We start from the raw sequence: 18,773 nt of genomic DNA, 5'->3' as shown, positions 1-18,773 counted from the left end.
GAAGCGGGAGGGGCGGGCAGGTTAGTTGGCCGGAAGCGTCAGCAGGTACGCCGCCACCAGGGCCATCACGGCCAGTACGGCGAAACTGATGGGCACCCAGCGCGGTTTCTTCTGCTGGAAGAAGGTGTAGGCGCCGCCGATCAACAGACCGGCGAGCCCCATGAGCACGACGGACCACATCTAGGCGGCCGCCTTGCGCAGCGACGTGACCCAGTTGCGCAGCAGCCGCGCCCCGGCGTCGCCGGACTTCTCCGGGTGGAACTGCGTGGCGCAGAGCGGGCCGTTCTCAACGGCGGCAATGAACGGTCCACCGTGGTTGGACCAGGTGACCATCGGGGGCTTCATCAGCGGCTGGACCACATCGAAGTCCCAGGTCTGGACACCGTAGGAGTGCACAAAGTAGAAGCGCTCGTCCTCGACGCCCTCAAAGAGCATGGATCCGGCGGGGACGTCCACGGTGTTCCACCCCATGTGCGGAACCACCTCGGCCTTCAGCGGCTCCACGATGCCGGGCCACTCCCCCATGCCTTCGGCCGAGATGCCGTGCTCCACGCCGGAATCGAAGAGGACCTGCAGGCCCACGCAGATGGCCAGCACGGGGCGGCCTCCTGCGACGCGGCGGCCGATCATGCGCAGGCCGTCCACATCCTTGAGTTCCTTCATCACCGTGGCGAAGGCGCCCACACCGGGCACCACCAGACCGTCGGCGTTGAGGACGTCATCGGGCTTGGAGCTCAGCGTGACGACGGCGCCGGCGCGTTCCAGGGCACGGACGGCGGAGCGGACATTGCCCGATCCGTAGTCCAGCACCGTCACACTCGGACGGTTGTCCGCGGCTTCCGGGGAGACTGCTGCATCTGCGGCTTCTGCGGCCGGAGCCTGCTCGGTGCTCACAGGCTGCCCTTGGTGGAGGGGATGCCGGTGACGCGCGGATCGGACTCGATGGCCGAGCGCAGGGCGCGGGCGAAGGCCTTGAACTGTGCCTCCACAATGTGGTGGGGATCCCGGCCGGCGATGACTGTCATGTGCAGGCAGATCTGCGCGTGCAAGGTTATGGCCTCGAACACGTGGCGGGTCAGCGAGCCGGTGAAGTGGCCGCCGATCAGGTGGTATTCCTGGCCGGCCGGCTCGCCGCCGTGCACCAGGTAGGGGCGTCCGGAGACGTCGACGACGGCGTTGGCCAGCGCCTCGTCCAGCGGCACGGTGGCCTCGCCGAAGCGGCGGATGCCGGCCTTGTTGCCCAGGGCGATGCGCAGGGCCTCGCCGAAGGTGATGGCCACATCCTCCACCGTGTGGTGGGCATCGATGTGCGTGTCGCCGGTGGCCTTGACCGTGAGGTCGATTAGGGAGTGCTTGGACAGGGCCGTGAGCATGTGGTCGTAGAACGGCACGGAGGTGTCAATGGAGGACACGCCTGTGCCGTCCAGGTTGATCTCCACCAGCACGGAGGACTCGCTGGTGCTGCGTTCCAGGCGGGCGGTGCGCCCTGCGCTCTGGGCGTTCTCGGTCATGAAAGGAAGTCCTTTGATTGCGGTGTTGTGGGCGGCAGGGTTGCAACCTGCGCCCGGCGGGCTCCCATGCGCCGCCACGTGTCCACTACCAGTCTAGAAGAGGTTGGACAGCGGAGCGGCCTTGGGATCGTTGGCCACGGGGTTTGGGCTAGCGGCCCAGCAGTGCGGCGAGGGCATCCAGGAACGCAGTGGTCTCGGACTCGGTGCCGGCGGTCACCCGCAGATGTCCGGGGATGCCGACGTCGCGGATCAACACCCCGGCGGCCAGCAGGCCCTCCCAGACGGCATGCGGATTCTCGAGCCCGCCAAAGAAGACGAAGTTGGAGTCCGACGGCGCCGGGTCCAGCCCCAGCTCGGTGAGGCCTGTGACAATGCGGTCGCGCTGGAGCTTGATGTCTTCGACGTTGGCCAGCAGGGAATCCGAATTGCGCAGGGCGGCCACGGCCGTCGCCTGGGTGATCGCCGAGAGGTGGTACGGCAGGCGCACCAGCCGCAGGGCATCGGCAACCTCCGGGGCGGCGGCCAGGTAGCCCAACCGGGCTCCGGCCAGGGCAAAGGCCTTGCTCATGGTGCGCGAGACCACCAGGCGCGGCCGCCCCGGCAGCAGGCTCAGCGCACTGGGCGTGCCGTCGTGGGCGAACTCGGCATAGGCCTCGTCCACGATGATGATGGCCTGGCTCGCCTCGCCGGCCTCGTAGACGGCCTCCACGACATCCAGGCCCAGGGCCGTTCCGGTGGGGTTGTTCGGTGAGCACAGGAACACGACGTTCGGCGCAGCGGCGCGGACCTGCTCGGCGGCATCTGCAGCGCTGAGGGAGAAATCATCCTTGCGGCGGCCGGCGGTGTAGGCGGTGCCGGTGCCGGATGCCAGCAGCGGGTACATGGAGTACGTGGGAGGGAAGCCCATTGCGGACCGGCCGGGGCCGCCGAAGGCCTGCAGCAGGTGCTGAAGGACCTCGTTGGAGCCATTGGCCGCCCACAGGTTGTCCAAGGTGAGCCCATGGCCAAGGTAGGCCGCCAGGGCGGTGCGCAATTCGGTGAATTCCCGGTCCGGGTATCGGTTCAAACCATCGAGCACATCTTCGACAGCCTTCAGGATGGCTTCCTTGGCGTCGGCCGGAACACCATGGGTGTTCTCGTTGACGTTGAGCAGGATGGGAACATCCAGCTGCGGGGCGCCGTACGGATGCTGCCCTCGGAGATCGTCGCGAAGGGGCAATTGGTTCAGGCGCTCTAGCTGGTTCACCCTTCCACTTTAAGTCCAGTGGACGCGGTGGGCGAACCGCCGGTGCCTTCTGCAGGCTCCGTGACCCTCTATTACTGCATTGTTGCTGCCCGTGGGGCGGGGAATGGTGCTGTGGTGCTATGCCGCGTTGGGGACGAACAGGCGCTGGCCCGGCTGCACCACGGAGCTGGAGAGCCCGTTCAATTCGACAATGTCGGCGACAACGTCGCGGGTGTCGCGGCTGGAGTCGGCCTCGATGGCAATCGACCACAGCGTCTCCCCGGACAGCACCGTGACGGTGGTGGCGTAGTCAATGGGCTCCGATCCCGTGGCGGCCTTGGCCGGGGTGGAGAACAGAGCTGCCGCGGCGAGCAGGCTGATCGCCACCAGGGCCAGCGGGAGCCAGATCAGGACCAGACGGCCCCGGCGGGTCAACCGCAGAGGAGGAAGTTCATTCGTGGAGCTCATGGCATTCACCTTTCACTTCGAATACTGCAGCCCCGCTTGACGGGGCTGGCTGCTGCATCGGAACAATTGATTAGTACACGCGGTTAGAACATGTGTTCGAATGCTTGAGTTCTAGTTTTAGCACTAATTGACGAAGCTTGCCAAGAATCGCTAGAACAAATGTTTGAAATCCGCCCTGCGCTGGCCTACCGTTGAACCAAGGGATTTGCCGAACAAGCAGTAGTCCACCAGAGGCCACTGACATTGGGTCTGCAGCTCCCGAAACGCCGGCCCCGCAGGCCGTGCTCCATATTGACAAGCAGCGGGAAGGTCAGCACCATGCCTGGTCCGGAATTCATCCTCCACAGCGGGAACCCCGCGAGCCGGCAGGGCCTCAAGGGTCTCACCGTGCGCCAGAAGAAAATCCTCGAGTGCATCCAGCGGTCCATCTCGGACAAGGGCTACCCGCCCTCCATGCGCGAGATCGGCGACGTCGTCGGGCTGGCCAGCCTCTCCAGCGTCACCCACCAGCTGAGCCAGCTGGAGAAGATGGGCTACCTGCGCCGCGACCCCAAGCGCCCCCGGGCCATGGAGGTCCTCATCCCGTTGACGCTCGACTACGGCCTGCCCCACATCGAGGGCGTCCCCTCCCCCCGGGACCTTCGCGGAGCCAACGGGCTGAACATGGCCGAGCTCGGCAGCGCCCAGGACACGGCACTGGTCCCCCTGGTGGGCCGGATTGCCGCCGGTGGCCCGATCCTGGCCGACCAGGTGGTGGAGGACGTCATGCCCCTGCCCCGTTCACTGGTGGGCCACGGCGAGCTTTTCATGCTGAAGGTGGCCGGCGACTCCATGATCGACGCCGCCATCTGCGACGGCGACTGGGTGGTCGTCCGCCGGCAGAACACGGCCGCCAATGGCGACATCGTCGCTGCCCTGCTGGATGACGAGGCCACTGTCAAGACCTTCCGCCAGCGCGACGGCCACACCTGGCTGCTGCCGCAGAACACCCGCTACGAGCCCATCCTGGGCGACCACGCCACGGTGATGGGCAAGGTGGTCTCCGTCCTGCGGAGCATCTAGAACCCGGGCGTCCGGCCCCGGGGACGGCGCATTCCACCGCGCCTTCCGCGTTTCAGCACGGCTGTTCCACAACAAAAGCCCTGCGGCCATTGAGGCCGCAGGGCTTTGTCGTTGCATGGCGGGGCCACGGGGCCCGGCGGGCCGCTCTACCGGCGGGTCAGTCCGCCTTGGCCAGCCGGCCCAGGGCGTCGATCACCAGGGACCTGTCGGTGGTCGCCCAGAACGGAGGCAGGGCCGCCCGCAGGAATCCCCCGTAGCGGGCGTTGGCCAGCCGTGAATCAAGCACCGCCACCACGCCCTTGTCGGCCGTGGAGCGGATCAACCGGCCCGCCCCCTGCGCCAGCCGGACGGCGGCATGGGTCGCGGAGACAGTCATAAATCCGTTGCCGCCCGCCGCAGCCACAGCACGGGTGCGCGCCGTCATCAGCGGATCATCCGGGCGCGGGAAGGGGATGCGGTCGATGACCACCAGCCGGCAGGAGCTGCCCTGCACGTCAACACCCTGCCACAGGGACATGGTGCCAAAGAGGCAGGTGTCCGGCTCGGACTCGAACTGTTTGATCAGCGCCGCCATCGAGGACTCCCCCTGGCACAGGATCTCCACGCCAAGGCGCTTGCGCATGGCCTCGGCCGCATCCTCCGCGGCACGCCGGGAGGAGAACAGCGCCAGCGTCCCGCCGCCGGCGGCCTTGATGAGCGCCTCCAGCTCGTCCAACTGCTCCGGCGAGGTTCCGCGGCCCGGCTTTTCCAGGTGGGCCGCCACATAGAGCATGCCCTGCCGCGGGTAGTCGAAGGGGGAACCGACGTCGACGCCGGTCCACGACGGCGCGCCGTTGCCGACCAGGCCCAGCCCGCCGGCCGTGTGTTCGAAGGCCGCGCCGATGGCCAAGGTGGCGGAGGTCAGCACCACGGTATGGCCCTCGAAGAGCCCCTCCCGCAGCTTGCCCGCCACGCTCAGCGGAGCAACGTTCAACAGGGCCGGCGAGGATTCGTCCGGGGCCTGGTATCCGGCCTGCGGGTTGAAGGTGCTCTGGCGCGAAACCCAGACCACCTCGCGGGCCTCGGCGGAGACCAGCAGTCGTTCACAGAGTTCCAGGATCAGCGACAGCCGCGAGCGGGCAATCTGCCGCCCGCCGTCGGCCGCGTCGTTGCCCTCGGGCTTGGAATCGGACAGGGCGGCGCGGCAGGCGTCCCGGAGCTGGTCCAGGGCCATGCCCTGCTCCTCGTTCAGCCCCTGCGGCAGCAGGCCGGACGGCACGCCCTCGAGGGCCATCTCCAACGCCGTGGCGGCGGTGGTGAGGGCATCGACGGAAATGGCCGTGTGCTTGCGCGCGCTGGAGGCCGCCACATGGACCATCTGCACGGACAGCTGGCCCGTGACGGCTCCTGTGACGCGGTCCTGGAGCTCGTGCGCCTCATCGACCACGACGACGTCGTACTCCGGCAGCACAGCAAGGCCTTCGAAGGCGCTGATGGCCAGCATCGCGTGGTTGGTGACGATGACGTCCGCCTCGGCGCCGCGGGCACGGGCCAGCTCGGAGAAGCAGGCCTCGGCCATGGGGCACTTCTGCGCCCCCAAGCACTCCATGCTGGTCACCGAGACCTGTCGCCAGGCCCTGTCGCTGACGCCGGGCATCAGTTCATCCCTGTCGCCCGTGTCGGTGTCCTCGGCCCACTCGCGCAGCCGGACCACTTCGCGGCCCAACTGCGTGCCGGGGCCGGTGAGGCTGCCGGGCAGGTGCACCACGGAGGTGTCCTCGCCCAGGGAAAACAGCTGCCCTTCGCTGGGCTCCTCGGAGGGGAACCCGCCCTCAAGCTTGTGCCGGCAGACATAGTTGCTGCGGCCCTTGACCAGCGCCACCTTGACGGGGCGCGGCAGCAGCGGCGCGATGGCCTCCAGCAGGCGCGGCAGATCGCGGTTGACGATCTGGGCCTGCAGGGCCAGCGTGGCGGTGGCCACCAGGGACGGCTTGTTGGTTTCCAGCGAGTGCGCGATCAGCGGGATCAGGTAGGCCAAGGACTTGCCCGTTCCCGTGCCGGCCTGGACCAGCAGGTGGTCGCCCGTTTCAATGGACTTGACCACCTGCTTGACCATTTCATGCTGGCCGTCGCGGCGCTGCCCGCCCATGGCCTCAACGGCCGCGTCGAGCAGCTCCAGCGCCAGGCCCTCCGCCTCGGAGGAATCGATGGTGCCTCCTACTCGATCAGCCATGAAGAACGAACGGCTCCAATTCGGCGGCGAGGCCCTCGCGCACCTTGACCGTCGCGTGGGTGCCCGACTCCTGGTGCTCCAGGGCCAGGATCTCCGCGTCGCTCTGGTGCAGCTTGCTCAGCAGATCTCCGCGGTCGTAGGGAATCAGCAGTTCCAGCTGGACGCCGGGGCGCGGAATGGCATCGCTGATGGCCTGCAGCAGCTCATCCAGGCCGGCACCGGTGCGTGCGGAAACCACCACATTGCGGGGCTCCTTCTGGCGCAGGCGTTCGATCACGAAGGGATCGGCGGCGTCCGCCTTGTTGAGCACGATGATCTCCGGCACCTTGCGCGCGTCGACCTCGGCAAACACCTGGCGGACGGCGGCAATCTGGCCCTCCGGATCCGGATGCGAGGCGTCCACCACGTGCAGGATCAGATCCGCATCGGCCACCTCTTCCAACGTGGAGCGGAAGGCCTCCACCAGCTGGGTGGGGAGGGAGCGGACGAAGCCCACGGTGTCGGCCAGTGTGTAGCCCAGGCCGTCCGCCGTCTCCGTCTTGCGGACCGTCGGGTCAAGGGTGGCGAACAGGGCGTTCTCCACCAGCACGCCGGCATGGGTGAGGCGGTTGAGCAGCGAGGACTTGCCGGCGTTGGTGTAGCCGGCAATGGCCACCGACGGCACGGCGTTGCGCTTGCGGTTGGCCCGCTTGGTCTCGCGGGCCGGCTTCATGGCCGCGATCTCCCGGCGCAGCTTCGCCATCCGGGTGCGGATCTTGCGCCGGTCCAGCTCCATCTTGGTTTCACCGGGGCCGCGCGAGCCGATGCCGCCACCGGCGGCGCCCACCCGGCCACCGGCCTGGCGGGACATGGACTCGCCCCAACCGCGCAGACGCGGGAGCAGGTATTCCATCTGGGCCAGCTCCACCTGCGCCTTGCCCTCACGGGACTTGGCATGCTGGGCGAAGATGTCCAGAATCAGGGCCGTGCGGTCGATGACCTTGACCTTGACAATGTCCTCCAGGCCACGGCGCTGGGAGGGCGACAGCTCGCCGTCGACCACCACGGTGTCGGCGCCGGTGGCGGAGACAATGTCCTTCAGCTCCATGGCCTTGCCCGAACCCAGGTACGTTCCGGCGTCGGGCTTCTGGCGGCGCTGCACCAGGCCGTCCAGAACCTCGGAGCCGGCCGTCTCGGCCAGTGCTGCGAGCTCCAGCAGGGAGTTTTCGGCATCGGCCAGCGTGCCCTCGCTCCACAACCCGGCAAGCACCACGCGCTCCAGACGCAGCTGGCGGTACTCGACCTCGGTGACGTCCTCGAGCTCGGTGGAGAGCCCGGCGACGCGGCGCAGGGCGCGGCGCTCCTGCAGGTCCTCCTGGGCGCCGTCGAACAGACTGTGTTCGCTGCCCTGGGCGGCCAGGGCCTGGGCCCTGCCCACCACGTGGCTGCGGCCGGCCGGAATCGACTCCGGATCGGCGGCTTCCAGGCGGTCCGCAGCGGTGCGGGCTGCGTGCGCCGTGGCGCCGGCATCCTTGGCCAGGATGCGGTCCACCACGGCCTGGATTTCGGCGGGGCTCATGTCTGCAGCGTCCGAGGCCGCACCACCCTGCGGGTCGCGGGGGTCTTGGGCTGCATGTGCGTTGGTCATAGTCTCCTTCAGCGAATGGTCCTTCTTATGGTAGTCCTGCGCACCGACAGCATCTGCGGGCACAACGGTGGAGGGATTATGCGGGGTCATGGAGTTCCTTGTCTGGACCCGGGTGCGGTGTTTGACCGAAGCAGGGGCCTGGTGAAGAGTGCGCAGGATCCACTGATGGATCCAAGGGGCGTGGAGCGGCGCTGGCGGCACGGAGTTCACTCAACGTGCAGCAGGGCGGGCTCATCACAGATTCTTCATGCCTCAATCCTAGCAGGAGCGGTGGACCCACTTAGGCGTGCCTTGATTACATTTCCCGCACCATGCGTCTAATCTGGCAGGACTATGGCCTCCGAACATTACTTCAGCTCCCAGCCGTCCGTGCCGGAAAAACGCCGGCCGTTGCAGGTTGTCCTTGCCGGCGCGCCGCGGAATCTGCAGACCTCCGGGGGCATCTTCAGCCCCGACAACATCGACAAGGGCACGGCCATCCTCCTTGGCGAGGCGCCGCCGCCCTCCCCGCAGGGCAACCTGCTGGACATCGGCTGCGGCTGGGGTCCGATTGCGCTCGCCCTGGCGCTGCGCGCCCCGCATGCCCGTGTCTACGCGGTGGATGTCAACGAACGCGCGATCGCTCTGACCAAGGACAACGCCGCCGCGCTGGGGCTGGACAATGTCACGGCGAGCCTGCCCGACGACGTCGACGATGCCCTGGAGTTCAATACGATTTGGTCCAACCCGCCGATCCGCGTGGGCAAGGACGAGCTGCATTCGCTGCTGCTGAAGTGGCTGCCGCGGCTGGCTCCGGGCGGCACCGCGTACCTGGTGGTCCAGAAGAACCTGGGCTCGGACTCGCTCCAGCGCTGGCTGGACATCGAGCTGGCCGCACAGTTCCCCGCGCTGCGCCTGAAGGTCAGCCGGGACAGCACCAACAAGGCCTTCCGCATTCTGAAGGTGGCCCGCCCCGCCCTCTAGCCGACCCAACTAGGTGACAGTTGTGACACATTTTCATCGCGAAAACGTGCGATAACTGCCACCTGGTTTTGTTTTGCTAGGCGATGGTGCCGTGGGCGACGATGACGGCCGGGCCGCTCAGTTCAACATGCTCGGCGCCGTTGGCACCCGGGAAGAATTTCACGCCGACGACGCCGCCGGGTACGTTGACGCGCCAATCGTTCGGTGCCGTCTCGCCGGCCCAAAAACGCGTGGCGGCCGCGGCCGCGCAGGCCCCCGTGCCGCAGGAGAGGGTCTCCCCCACACCACGCTCGTGCACGCGCATCGTGATCTCCGCAATGCCGTCAGTGACCAGGGGCTCGGCCGGGACGGCGAACTCAACATTGGTGCCATTGACGGGCAGCGGATCAACCTTCGGAGCGATGGTGAGGTCCGTCTGCTCCAGCTCGCCGGCGTGGGCCAGGGCCACCACCGTGTGCGGGTTGCCCATGCTGATCGACACGGCCGGACGGGCAACGTCCAATCCACGCGCCGTCACCAGCGAATCCATGCCACGCTCCTCGGCGGCCTCGGGGAAGATGAACTCCCACGGGCCCATGTCCACCGCGTAGCCCGCAAGGGTGCGGACGATCTTCTTCACGCCGCCACGGGTGCCGATGACCAGAGTCCCGCCGGGAGCCAGGTCCACAAGGTTCTGCTCCAGCAGGAAGTGCACAAAAACGCGCACGCCGTTGCCGCACATCTCGGAGAGGGAGCCGTCGCCGTTGCGGTAGTCCATGAACCACTCCGCGGCCGGTTCGGTCTCCAGCAGGGCCGCGCCCTCGGGCAGGTCCTTGGAGCGGACGGCGCGGATCAGGCCATCGGCGCCGATGCCGCGGTGCCTGTCGCACAGGGCCGCAACCTGCTCCGGGCTGATGTGGTGCACGTCGTCGGGATCGGCCACCAGCACAAAGTCATTCCCAGTGCCGTGGCCCTTGGAAAAGGGCAGTCCGGACAGGTTTGAAAGGGTGGTCGAAAGCGTCTCAGCGGTCATGGTTCAAGCCTACGGCACCGGCGCTGGGCGGCTGTTCCCGGATGCCGGTCTTCGGCTCAGGGCTGGTGCCCGGTGGCCCGCACGACGGCGTCGAGCACGGCCGCGGACAGGTCCGGGCGCAGGGCATCGAACCAGGCGACGCGCGGGTCCGCACGGAACCAGGTGATCTGCCGGCGGGCGAATTGGCGGGTGGCGATGATGGTCTCCTCGCTGGCCCGCTCCACGGTGCTCTCGCCGTCGAGTACGCGCAGGAACTGCTGGTAGCCCAGCGCCCGGTGCGCGGTGCGCCCCTCGCGGAGCCCGTGCGCCGCCAGATGCTCGACCTCGCCGGCCAATCCGTCGTCGACCATCCGGTGCACGCGGGCCGCCAGCCTCTCGTGCAGCTGGGCGCGGTCCAGATCCAGGCCGATCTGCAGTGCCGGCTGGAAGTACTCCCGCTCGGGCATGAAGGAGCTGAAGGCGCGCCCGGTGAGCCGGTGCACCTCCAGCGCCCGCACCACGCGCTTGCCATCACTGATGCGGCCGGCGGAGAGCGGATCCACTGCGGCCAGCCGCGCATGCAGCACGGCAAGCCCCTGGGCCTCAAGCTCGGCCTCAAGTTCCGCGCGGACTCCGGCGTCGGTGCCGGGAAACTCCAAAACGTCGAGCACGGCACGGTTGTAGAGGCCGGAGCCACCGACGAGGATCGGCACCCGGCCCCGGGAGCGGATGTCCGCCATGGCGGCGCGGGCCATGGACTGGAAGGCGGCCACGGTGGTGTCCTCGGTGACGTCCAGGAAATCCATCAGGTGGTGCGCAATGCCGCGGCGCTCTGCCACGGGGAGTTTGGCCGTGCCGATGTCCATGCCGCGGTAGAACTGCATGGAGTCGGCGTTGATGACCTCCCCATCCAACGCCTGCGCCAGGGCGAGGCTCAGTTCGGATTTGCCGGAACCGGTGGGGCCGACGACGGCGACCACCGGCAGGCGGGCAGCTCCCGTCCCAGCGCGCCCGCCCCCGGGGGCGGCACTCATGGAGCCAGCCCTCACGCGGTGCGGACGGGCAGCACGGGCATGCCCAGGGACACGGCCTTCTTCCCACCGGAGGCGGTGCCGGCGCCGGGCGTCGGGACGCCGCAGGACTCGGCCTGGGCACGGTCCCAGGCGTCTCCGGCGCGCGAGCGGCGCAGGCTGTAGTCCGCGGCCGTGGCCGGATCCGCCACCAGGTGGAAGGCGGCGGCCTCGGTGATGGTTACGGTGACCAGATCGCCCGGGCGCGGGGCCCGGGCGCCGTCGGGCACGCTGAAGTGCACCAGGCGCTGGTCCTGGGCGCGGCCGGTGAGGCGGTGCGTCTCGGCGGCCTTGCGCCCGGACTGGGCGGTGACCATGACCTCCACCTTGCGGCCCACCTGCTTGGCGTTTTCCTCGGCGGCCATGCGGTCCTGCAGCGCGGTGAGGCGCTCAAAGCGCTCCTGCACCACGGCCTTGGGCAGCTGGTCCGGCAGATCCGCCGCGGGGGTGCCGGGGCGCTTGGAGTACTGGAAGGTGAAGGCGGTCGCGAAGCGGGACTTCTCAACGACGTCCAGGGTGGCCTGGAAATCCTCCTCGGTCTCGCCGGGGAAGCCGACGATGATGTCGGTGGAAATGGCGGCATGCGGCATCTTCCCGCGGACCTTGTCCAGGATGCCCAGGAACTTGGTGGAGCGGTAGGAGCGGCGCATGTCCTTGAGGACCTTGTCCGAGCCCGACTGCAGCGGCATGTGCAGCTGCGGCATCACATTGTGCGTCTCGGCCATGGCGTCGATGACATCGTCGGTGAACGCGGCCGGGTGCGGGCTGGTGAAGCGCACGCGCTCCAGCCCCTCGATCTCGCCACAGGCGCGCAGCAGCTTGCTGAAGGCCAGCTTGTCGCCGAACTCCACGCCGTACGAATTCACGTTCTGGCCCAGCAGCGTGACCTCGATGGCGCCGTCGTCCACCAGAGCCTGGATCTCGGCCAGGATCTCGCCGGGGCGGCGGTCCCGCTCCTTGCCGCGCAGGGACGGCACGATGCAGAAGGTGCAGGTGTTGTTGCAGCCCACGGAGATGCTGACCCAGCCGGCGTACACGGAATCGCGCTTGGTGGGCAGGGTGGAGGGGAAGACGTCCAGCGATTCAAGGATCTCCAGCTGCGCGTCATTGTTGTGCCGGGCCCGCTCCAGCAGGGTGGGCAGCGCGCCGACATTGTGGGTGCCGAAGACGACGTCGACCCACGGCGCCTTCTTCAGGATTGTGTCGCGGTCCTTCTGGGCCAGGCAGCCGCCCACGGCAATCTGCATGCCGGGATTGGCATCCTTGACCGGACGCAGCATGCCCAGATTGCCATAGAGCTTGTTGTCGGCGTTTTCGCGCACGGCACAGGTGTTGAAGACGACGACGTCGGGCTGGGCGCCGGCCGCGCCGCCGGCGGGCTCCGTGCCGGCGTCGGCCATCGGCACCAGCCCCGCGGCCTCCAGCAGGCCGGCCATCCGCTCCGAATCGTGGACGTTCATCTGGCAGCCAAAGGTGCGCACCTGGTAGGTGCGCTGCCTTGGCTCGGTGGCGGAGGCGGACGGGTCGACGGCGTCAATGGTCAAGCTCATCCCACAAGCTTAAGACCTCGCCACCGCTCCCCCGTAACCGGCCCGCTCCCCCGCGCCCCAACTGGGTGACAGTTGTGACACGTTCCGGTGCCGGAAACGTGAGATAGCTGTCACTCAGTTGGGCCGGCTAGTACCAGCCGACGGACTCGGAATGGGCCCAGGCACCGCAGGGCGACCCGTAGCGGTTGGCGATGTAGCGCAGGCCCCAATTGACCTGCGTGCGGTAGTTGGTGAGCCAGTCAGCGCCGGCCTCGCCATACTTGCTCGGCAGCAGGGCCTGGGCAATGCCGTAGGCACCGCTGTAGGGATTGGTGGCGTTGGTCCGCCACGTCGACTCGCGCATCCACAGTTTGTAGAGGCACTGGAACTGCTCCTGGCCCCAACCGTGGGAGCCCAGCTGCGCGGAGGCATAGGCCTGGGCGCCGGCGGGGTCGTTGACGTAGTTGCCGGGGATGTTGGGGAGCAGCACGTCCACGGGGATGTAGCCGTCGCCCGGATCCGGGTCCACCGGCGCGGGCGCCGGGTTGTTGCTGCCGCCACCGGATGAGCCGCCGCCCGAACCTGAGGAGTTTCCGCCGCCGGTGCTGCCGCCGGACGAACCGCCCGCCGCCGCCGCTGCCGCGGCGGCATCCTGGCGCACCTTTTCGGCGGCCGCGGCCTTTGCAGCCTGCGCCGCCTCATAGTTGGCCTGGGCCGTCTGGCCCTGGCGGAACTGCTGTTCCACGGCCACAGTGGTGTTTTTCAGCGTGGCCAATTGCTCGGTCAACAGGGAGCTCTGCTTCTGCTCCGTTTCGATCTGGGCAGCGACGGCATTGCGCGCCGCGACGGCCGATTCCAGGCTGGCCTTGGCCGTTGCGGCCAGTCGTTCGCGCTCCGCACGGGCAGCCTGCTGCTGGCTGGTCAGGGCCTGGGCAATATTCCGCGAGGACGACGCCTCGTTGTAGAGCGAAGCGGTCTTGCTGGTGACCACATTGAGGATGTCCAAGCCGGCGAGGCCGTTCTCACTGCTGAGCGCAGAGATGCCAGCCAGCATGCCGGCCGCGGAACCGCCGGATTTGTAGGTTTGGGCTGCCAGCGCGCCGGTCTGCTTGCGGTACTGTTCCACCACCGCGTTGGCCCGGCCCACTTCGGCGTTGAGTTTCTCTTCGCGGACTACGGCGGAGTCCAGGGCCTGGCTGGTCTTCGCATACTCCGCGCCCGCCGTCACGGCCTTGTCGCCCAGGTCAGCCGATTGTGCACTGAGCCCGTCCAGCAGGGAGTTGATGCGGGCCACCGCGGCCGTGGTGGTGGCTTCACTTGATTTCGCGGCCTGCACTTCCGCCCACGTGGGATAGCCGCTGGGTGGCGCATCGTCCGCGGCGGTCGCCGGTACGGCGGACAGCAGCGACAGGGCAATCAGCACGGAGGCAGCAAAAGACCCGGCCACCACTGCGGGGCGGCCGGTGGGCATGAATCGTGAAGTTAGCGAGACCATATGCGGCCCAGCATAGCCCGTGGGTACCCGGGCGGCCAGCCTGACGTGCGGGACCACCGCAAGCGCGGGGTCAGTCGGTGGACTCGAGCCAATCGCCGATCTCGACGTTGACGATGGCAAAGGCCATGGAGGGCGAGTAGCCCTTGCGGGCGAGCATGGCCACCAACCGGCGGACGTGCTTGTCCCGTTCGCCACGGTCCGCAAGGTTCATGGATGGCCGCAGCTTGCGCCGCACCAGGGACGACGCGGCGGCAGCCTCGTCCGCGTCGCTCACCTGTTCGAGGGCCTCGGCCGCCATGTCCGAGTCGATGCCCTTGTCGGCGAGTTCGCGGACCAGGGCACCGCGGGCCAGATGGCGGGTCTGCGACCTGCTGCGGACCCACATCTGGGCGAACTCGGCGTCATTGATCAGGCCGACGTCCTCAAAACGGTCCAGCACTGCCTCGGCCAAGTCCTCCGGGACGTGGCGTTCGGCAAGCTTGGCCGCCAGCTGGTGCCGGCTCTTGGCGGAACTGGTCAGCTGCCGCAGCACGATGGCTCGTGCCACGGCAGCCGGATCAGCATCGGGATCAAGTTCGGGGGCGGGTCGTCGTCCCGACATGATGGCTTCCTTCGGTGCGGATCTGTGGTGGGACGGGGCGGCCTAGAAGCCGTCCACGGCCTTGAGCTTGGGCTCCTTGGCCTCCGGCTCGGCCGGGGCAACACCGACGCCCAGCTTGGCCTTGATCAGGCGCTCAAGTTCCTCGGCGAGCTCAGGGTTGTCCTTGAGGAAGCGCCGCGAGTTCTCCATGCCCTGGCCCAGCTGGTCGCCGTCGTATGTGTACCAGGAGCCGGACTTCTTGATGAGGCCGTGCTCCACACCCATGTCGATGATGCCGCCCTCGCGGGAAATGCCATGGCCGTAGATGATGTCGAACTCGGCGATCTTGAAGGGCGGCGCCATCTTGTTCTTGACGATCTTGGCCTTGGTGCGGTTTCCCACGGACTCCGCACCCTCCTTCAGCGTCTGGATGCGGCGGACGTCGATGCGGATGGAGGCGTAGAACTTCAGCGCCTTTCCACCGGTGGTGGTTTCCGGGCTGCCGAAGAACACACCAATCTTCTCGCGCAGCTGGTTGATGAAGATGGCTGTGGTCTTGGTCTGGCTCAGGCGGCCGGTGATCTTGCGCAGCGCCTGGCTCATCAGACGGGCCTGCAGACCAACGTGGCTGTCACCCATCTCGCCTTCGATTTCCGCACGAGGCACCAGGGCCGCGACGGAGTCAATGACCACGATGTCCAGCGAACCGGAGCCAATCAGCATGTCCATGATTTCCAGGGCCTGCTCGCCGGTGTCCGGCTGGGAGACCAGCAGGGCATCGACATCCACGCCCAGCTTGGCGGCGTAGTCCGGGTCCAGGGCGTGCTCGGCGTCGATGAATGCCGCGATGCCGCCGGCCTTTTGCGCATTGGCAACGGCGTGCAGGGCCACGGTGGTCTTACCGGAGGATTCCGGACCGTAGATCTCCACCACGCGGCCGCGCGGCAGTCCGCCAATGCCCAGGGCCACGTCCAGCGCGATCGAGCCCGTAGGGATGACCTCGATCGGTGCGCGGACTTCATCGCCCAGTCGCATGATGGAGCCCTTGCCGAACTGCTTGTCGATCTGCGCCAGAGCGGCAGCAAGCGCCTTTTCACGATCTGCGGGAGCGGCCATGATTCACCTCGGTCTTTCATCTGCGCCATTGCTGGCTGGCCGCGGTCCCCGCCCCGGTGGGTGGAGTCTGCACGGCTGGTGGTCTATGTACATACGACGCTAGCGGAGGCCACTGACAAAACGAGCGGCATCGTGCGTCCTGTGGATAATTCGGGCCATGAGCACCACTTTAAAGACTACAACGATCCGAATAGATATTCGAATAATTCTTCGCCGTGTCACCACGTTGGTTCACCGGAGCGGGCAAACGCGGGTGCACGCCGGCGGCACCGGCCAGGCTGCCGGCTACGGGCGCGGGGCCACGTCCCGGCCCAGGCGGCGGTTGGCGGGGACATCCTGGAGGTCGCAGACGGCCAGCCAGATGCGGCGCGGCTCAATGCCTGCGCCGAGGGCCTCCAACGCCGTCCGTCCGCCGGCTCCAGCCAACACCAAGTCGCGGGCCAGCACACGGGAGTACCCGGAGCCGAACTCGTCATCCATCAACCGCCAAAAATCACTGACTCGCACAGCCCAAGTCTCTCATGGTGGGCCCGGCCCTAAACTTGGACCATGACCTCCCCCGCATCCGCGTCCCCCGGTGGCCGTTCCGCAGAGTCCGGCACCGCAGCACCGCTCTCCCCCGAAGTCGAAGCCGAGGCTGAAGTCGAGGCAGATGCCGAGGCCGCCATTGATGCGGTGGAGGAGCAGCTGGGTGTGATGTGGCGCCGCGGCCGGGCCATCAACCAAAACCTCGCCCGCAAGGTCCACCCTGAGCTGGAGCCAGCAGCCTACGGCCTGCTGATGGTGCTGGTCCGCAATGGAGCGATGCGGTTGACCGATCTGGCGGCCTGCATCGGCGTGGGCAAGCCGTCCGTCAGCCGTCAGATTGCCTTCCTGGAGCAGATCGGGCTGGTGCGCAAGGAGGCCGATCCCAGTGATGGCCGCGCCCAGTCCATCCTCTTGACCGAGCAGGGGCAGGCCCGCCTGCGCTCGGTGCACCAGGCCCGCAAGACGGCTCTGCACGCACGTCTTGCGGATTGGTCGACGGCGGAACTGGAGCAGTTTGCCTCCCTGATCGCCAAGCTCAACCAGGACTACGAGCAGGACTTCGGTCCTGCCGAGGCCCACGCGGCAGGCAAATAGCCCGGGCGGCAACGCCACAAGAAGACAAAAGCGCGGCTGCGGCCGGCCACCAGAGGTGGCCGGCCGCAGCCGTGTCGATATGAAAAATAGTTGCCCGTTAGACCGCGCTGGTCATCATGCCCTTGCGCAGTTCTTCCGAGAGTTCCTCGCCCAGATCGCGGCCATAGCGTGCCGAGAATTCCTGCGGCACGGTGTCCGGCACTGCCACGCCTTCGGCGACCGCCAGGCGGTCGCTGACTTCGCGGAGCATCATGGACAAGGGGACGTCAAGGGCGGAGCAGATCGAGGACAGCAGCTCCGAAGAGGCTTCCTTCTGTCCACGTTCCACTTCGCTGAGGTAGCCCAGTGATACGCGTGCATTGTGTGAGACTTCACGGAGGGTACGGCCTTGACGCTGGCGGACATCCCGCAGAACGTCTCCAATTTCGTGGCGTAGAACCACCATCTTGCGCTCCTTCTGCTCGTGTTTTGCCTCATCTGCCAAACCCACATCCCGCCAGCGCACTACGCCGTTTACGGATACGGGTTGCTTCACCATCTGTATCGCCTTGCTCCCTCTTGTCTTGCGAAACCGCGGCGGTGCTCCGTCGCGGCGGTGGCGCTTGGTCACACCATCCTAGGACTGGATGGGGCGACTGCGCTCACTATGAGTAACTATTGGGTCATAAATTTTGTTCCCGAGCTGCCACAACCACTTGGCCAAGCAGCGAGAGTGCTTCGTCACAGGCCTGCTGGCGCACCAGCGCACGGTCCCCGTCGAAGTGGTATTCATAGGCCTGGGCCTCGCCGTCCAGCGCGACGCCGATGAAAACGCTGCCCACCAGTTTACCGCCGTGCGGCTCCGGTCCCGCAACGCCGGTGGTGGAGATTCCCACGCGCGCGCCCATGATCCGGCAGGCCCCCAGCGCCATCTGGCGCGCCACCTGGGCATCCACGGCGCCGTTGGCTTCCAGCAGTTCAGGGTCGACGCCCAGCACCGCCGTCTTGATCTCGTTCTGATAGGCCACCACACCGCCCTGCAGCATGCCGGAGGCTCCTGGGACCTGGACGAGGGTGGCGGCGACCATGCCACCGGTCAGCGACTCGGCCGTGGCCACCGTCATGCCGGCGGCCACGGCCTCGGCAACGAGCATGGGCAGATTGCGGGGCACTGTCATCTCCGGGTCCTACCTTCCGGCCGCATCCGGACCGGCGGACGGCCCACCCGCAGCTGATCTGCCGGCCGTGCGCAGGCGCATGGCCTGGACGATGTAGTCGACGCCTGTCACCAGGGTCACGGCCAGCGCCACCAGCATGACGACCAGGGCCAGGATGGACAGCCACGGCAGTGCCGGCGTCCACGGCAGCAGGTAGACGAAGATCGCCACCGTCTGCAGCACCGTCTTCAGCTTCCCGCCGCGCGAGGCCGGAATGACACCGTAGCGGATCACCACGAAACGCAGCAGGGTAATGCCCAGCTCGCGCACCAGCATCAGGATGGTCACCCACCACCACAGCTCCCCCACGATTGAGAGCAGGACCAGGGCCGAGCCGATCAGCAGCTTGTCCGCGATGGGATCGGCAATCTTGCCGAAGTTGGTGATCTGGCCGCGGCTGCGGGCGATGTCGCCGTCGAGCTTGTCCGTGTAGATCGCGACGGCGAAGGCGAGCACCGCCGCCCAGCGCCAAGGGCCAAAGTCGCCGTCATCGGCAACGAAGAACCAGATGAAGAACGGCACCAAAACGATGCGCAGCATGGTCAGGGCGTTGGGCAGATTCCACAGCTGCGTGGCGGGCACGCTCGATTCATTCACCCCCCAAGG

20 protein-coding genes are annotated in these 18,773 nt (G+C 67.5%); 3 read left to right on the top strand and 17 right to left on the bottom strand.

All coding sequences use genetic code 11. The features are described from left to right. Positions 1 to 21: 21 nt before the first annotated feature. The 5 genes from K254_RS25875 to K254_RS0102715 all read right to left on the bottom strand — a co-directional run bounded on the left by K254_RS25875 (position 22) and on the right by K254_RS0102715 (position 3,204). On the bottom strand, positions 22 to 180 hold the full coding sequence (locus K254_RS25875) for a hypothetical protein (RefSeq protein ID WP_196810857.1): 159 nt from the start codon (positions 178 to 180) through the stop codon (positions 22 to 24). After that, positions 181 to 894, bottom strand: a complete 714-nt coding sequence (gene hisH, locus K254_RS0102730) for an imidazole glycerol phosphate synthase subunit HisH (RefSeq protein ID WP_026554091.1) — start codon at positions 892 to 894, stop codon at positions 181 to 183. After that, positions 891 to 1,511, bottom strand: coding sequence for an imidazoleglycerol-phosphate dehydratase HisB (gene hisB / locus K254_RS0102725; protein ID WP_026554090.1), 621 nt, complete (start codon positions 1,509 to 1,511; stop codon positions 891 to 893). The genes hisH and hisB overlap by 4 nt, the downstream gene beginning before the upstream one ends. Before the next feature lie 148 nt (positions 1,512 to 1,659). After that, positions 1,660 to 2,757, bottom strand: coding sequence for a histidinol-phosphate transaminase (locus tag K254_RS0102720; protein WP_026554089.1), 1,098 nt, complete (start codon positions 2,755 to 2,757; stop codon positions 1,660 to 1,662). A 117-nt stretch (positions 2,758 to 2,874) separates the two neighbouring features. Continuing rightward, positions 2,875 to 3,204: a LysM peptidoglycan-binding domain-containing protein gene (locus K254_RS0102715; protein WP_026554088.1), complete on the bottom strand. Its 330-nt coding sequence runs from the start codon at positions 3,202 to 3,204 to the stop codon at positions 2,875 to 2,877. A gap of 318 nt (positions 3,205 to 3,522) precedes the next feature. On the opposite strand from K254_RS0102715, the gene lexA reads away from it, so the two are divergent. Beyond that, entirely contained in the window at positions 3,523 to 4,266 is a 744-nt protein-coding gene (gene lexA / locus K254_RS0102710; protein WP_051388720.1) for a transcriptional repressor LexA, read from the top strand. Positions 4,267 to 4,423: 157 nt separating this feature from the next. Here lexA and K254_RS0102705 read toward each other — a convergent pair whose 3' ends face one another. After that, the gene (locus K254_RS0102705; protein ID WP_026554086.1) at positions 4,424 to 6,478 is read right to left on the bottom strand and encodes an ATP-dependent DNA helicase; all 2,055 of its coding nucleotides are present in this window, start codon (positions 6,476 to 6,478) and stop codon (positions 4,424 to 4,426) included. Continuing rightward, positions 6,471 to 8,105, bottom strand: coding sequence for a GTPase HflX (hflX, locus tag K254_RS21405; protein ID WP_035749460.1), 1,635 nt, complete (start codon positions 8,103 to 8,105; stop codon positions 6,471 to 6,473). The genes K254_RS0102705 and hflX overlap by 8 nt, the downstream gene beginning before the upstream one ends. A 333-nt stretch (positions 8,106 to 8,438) precedes the next feature. Here hflX and K254_RS0102695 point away from each other — a divergent pair, with 333 nt between their 5' ends. After that, positions 8,439 to 9,068: a class I SAM-dependent methyltransferase gene (locus tag K254_RS0102695; protein ID WP_026554085.1), complete on the top strand. Its 630-nt coding sequence runs from the start codon at positions 8,439 to 8,441 to the stop codon at positions 9,066 to 9,068. Between the two features lie 76 nt (positions 9,069 to 9,144). On the opposite strand, the gene dapF is transcribed toward K254_RS0102695, so the two are convergent. From dapF to K254_RS0102660, 7 genes are all read right to left on the bottom strand, one after another. Beyond that, a complete protein-coding gene (dapF, locus tag K254_RS0102690) occupies positions 9,145 to 10,080 on the bottom strand; it encodes a diaminopimelate epimerase (protein ID WP_026554084.1) in 936 nt (311 codons plus the stop codon). A 56-nt stretch (positions 10,081 to 10,136) separates the two neighbouring features. Further along, positions 10,137 to 11,093: a tRNA (adenosine(37)-N6)-dimethylallyltransferase MiaA gene (miaA, locus tag K254_RS0102685; protein ID WP_051388718.1), complete on the bottom strand. Its 957-nt coding sequence runs from the start codon at positions 11,091 to 11,093 to the stop codon at positions 10,137 to 10,139. 11 nt (positions 11,094 to 11,104) lie between these two features. Continuing rightward, on the bottom strand, positions 11,105 to 12,679 hold the full coding sequence (gene miaB / locus K254_RS0102680) for a tRNA (N6-isopentenyl adenosine(37)-C2)-methylthiotransferase MiaB (RefSeq protein WP_026554082.1): 1,575 nt from the start codon (positions 12,677 to 12,679) through the stop codon (positions 11,105 to 11,107). A gap of 127 nt (positions 12,680 to 12,806) precedes the next feature. After that, complete coding sequence (locus tag K254_RS0102675) at positions 12,807 to 14,153, bottom strand: coiled-coil domain-containing protein (protein WP_231391724.1); 1,347 nt, start codon at positions 14,151 to 14,153, stop codon at positions 12,807 to 12,809. Between the two features lie 70 nt (positions 14,154 to 14,223). Further along, positions 14,224 to 14,754, bottom strand: coding sequence for a regulatory protein RecX (locus K254_RS0102670; RefSeq protein WP_051388715.1), 531 nt, complete (start codon positions 14,752 to 14,754; stop codon positions 14,224 to 14,226). A 42-nt stretch (positions 14,755 to 14,796) separates the two neighbouring features. Then, positions 14,797 to 15,849 carry a recombinase RecA gene (gene recA / locus K254_RS0102665; protein WP_026554079.1) on the bottom strand — a complete coding sequence of 351 codons (1,053 nt, stop codon included), beginning with the start codon at positions 15,847 to 15,849 and terminating at the stop codon, positions 14,797 to 14,799. 285 nt (positions 15,850 to 16,134) lie between these two features. After that, positions 16,135 to 16,356, bottom strand: a complete 222-nt coding sequence (locus K254_RS0102660) for a DUF3046 domain-containing protein (protein WP_026554078.1) — start codon at positions 16,354 to 16,356, stop codon at positions 16,135 to 16,137. Between the two features lie 42 nt (positions 16,357 to 16,398). Between K254_RS0102660 and K254_RS21400 the strand changes: the two genes are divergently transcribed. Further along, entirely contained in the window at positions 16,399 to 16,971 is a 573-nt protein-coding gene (locus tag K254_RS21400; RefSeq protein ID WP_081709845.1) for a MarR family winged helix-turn-helix transcriptional regulator, read from the top strand. 97 nt (positions 16,972 to 17,068) lie between these two features. Here the strand turns inward: K254_RS21400 and K254_RS0102650 are convergent, their stop codons facing one another. The 3 genes from K254_RS0102650 to pgsA all read right to left on the bottom strand — a co-directional run bounded on the left by K254_RS0102650 (position 17,069) and on the right by pgsA (position 18,764). Further along, entirely contained in the window at positions 17,069 to 17,509 is a 441-nt protein-coding gene (locus K254_RS0102650; protein WP_026554077.1) for a helix-turn-helix domain-containing protein, read from the bottom strand. Between the two features lie 124 nt (positions 17,510 to 17,633). Further along, entirely contained in the window at positions 17,634 to 18,128 is a 495-nt protein-coding gene (locus tag K254_RS21395) for a CinA family protein (RefSeq protein WP_035748921.1), read from the bottom strand. A gap of 9 nt (positions 18,129 to 18,137) precedes the next feature. After that, positions 18,138 to 18,764 (bottom strand): CDP-diacylglycerol--glycerol-3-phosphate 3-phosphatidyltransferase, encoded by a 627-nt coding sequence (gene pgsA / locus K254_RS21390; RefSeq protein WP_035748919.1) that lies wholly within the window; start codon positions 18,762 to 18,764, stop codon positions 18,138 to 18,140. Between the last annotated feature and the right edge of the window lie 9 nt (positions 18,765 to 18,773).

The organism is Arthrobacter sp. 35W, from assembly GCF_000482545.1.
Classification (GTDB): Bacteria; Actinomycetota; Actinomycetes; order Actinomycetales; family Micrococcaceae; genus Specibacter.
This window is presented reverse-complemented; position numbering and strand designations above follow the sequence as displayed.

What these genes read in the sequence shown, in the direction of transcription:
- lexA (WP_051388720.1), top strand. Translation starts at nt 3,523, where the DNA reads ATGCCTGGTCCGGAATTCATCCTCCACAGCGGGAACCCCGCGAGCCGG.
- K254_RS0102670 (WP_051388715.1), bottom strand. Translation starts at nt 14,754, where the DNA reads ATGTCGGGACGACGACCCGCCCCCGAACTTGATCCCGATGCTGATCCG.
- hisB (WP_026554090.1), bottom strand. Translation starts at nt 1,511, where the DNA reads ATGACCGAGAACGCCCAGAGCGCAGGGCGCACCGCCCGCCTGGAACGC.
- miaB (WP_026554082.1), bottom strand. Translation starts at nt 12,679, where the DNA reads ATGAGCTTGACCATTGACGCCGTCGACCCGTCCGCCTCCGCCACCGAG.
- K254_RS25875 (WP_196810857.1), bottom strand. Translation starts at nt 180, where the DNA reads ATGTGGTCCGTCGTGCTCATGGGGCTCGCCGGTCTGTTGATCGGCGGC.
- hflX (WP_035749460.1), bottom strand. Translation starts at nt 8,105, where the DNA reads ATGACCAACGCACATGCAGCCCAAGACCCCCGCGACCCGCAGGGTGGT.
- K254_RS0102715 (WP_026554088.1), bottom strand. Translation starts at nt 3,204, where the DNA reads ATGAGCTCCACGAATGAACTTCCTCCTCTGCGGTTGACCCGCCGGGGC.
- dapF (WP_026554084.1), bottom strand. Translation starts at nt 10,080, where the DNA reads ATGACCGCTGAGACGCTTTCGACCACCCTTTCAAACCTGTCCGGACTG.
- miaA (WP_051388718.1), bottom strand. Translation starts at nt 11,093, where the DNA reads ATGAGTGCCGCCCCCGGGGGCGGGCGCGCTGGGACGGGAGCTGCCCGC.
- K254_RS21395 (WP_035748921.1), bottom strand. Translation starts at nt 18,128, where the DNA reads ATGACAGTGCCCCGCAATCTGCCCATGCTCGTTGCCGAGGCCGTGGCC.
- K254_RS0102675 (WP_231391724.1), bottom strand. Translation starts at nt 14,153, where the DNA reads ATGGTCTCGCTAACTTCACGATTCATGCCCACCGGCCGCCCCGCAGTG.
- K254_RS21400 (WP_081709845.1), top strand. Translation starts at nt 16,399, where the DNA reads ATGACCTCCCCCGCATCCGCGTCCCCCGGTGGCCGTTCCGCAGAGTCC.
- recA (WP_026554079.1), bottom strand. Translation starts at nt 15,849, where the DNA reads ATGGCCGCTCCCGCAGATCGTGAAAAGGCGCTTGCTGCCGCTCTGGCG.
- K254_RS0102705 (WP_026554086.1), bottom strand. Translation starts at nt 6,478, where the DNA reads ATGGCTGATCGAGTAGGAGGCACCATCGATTCCTCCGAGGCGGAGGGC.
- K254_RS0102695 (WP_026554085.1), top strand. Translation starts at nt 8,439, where the DNA reads ATGGCCTCCGAACATTACTTCAGCTCCCAGCCGTCCGTGCCGGAAAAA.
- K254_RS0102650 (WP_026554077.1), bottom strand. Translation starts at nt 17,509, where the DNA reads ATGGTGAAGCAACCCGTATCCGTAAACGGCGTAGTGCGCTGGCGGGAT.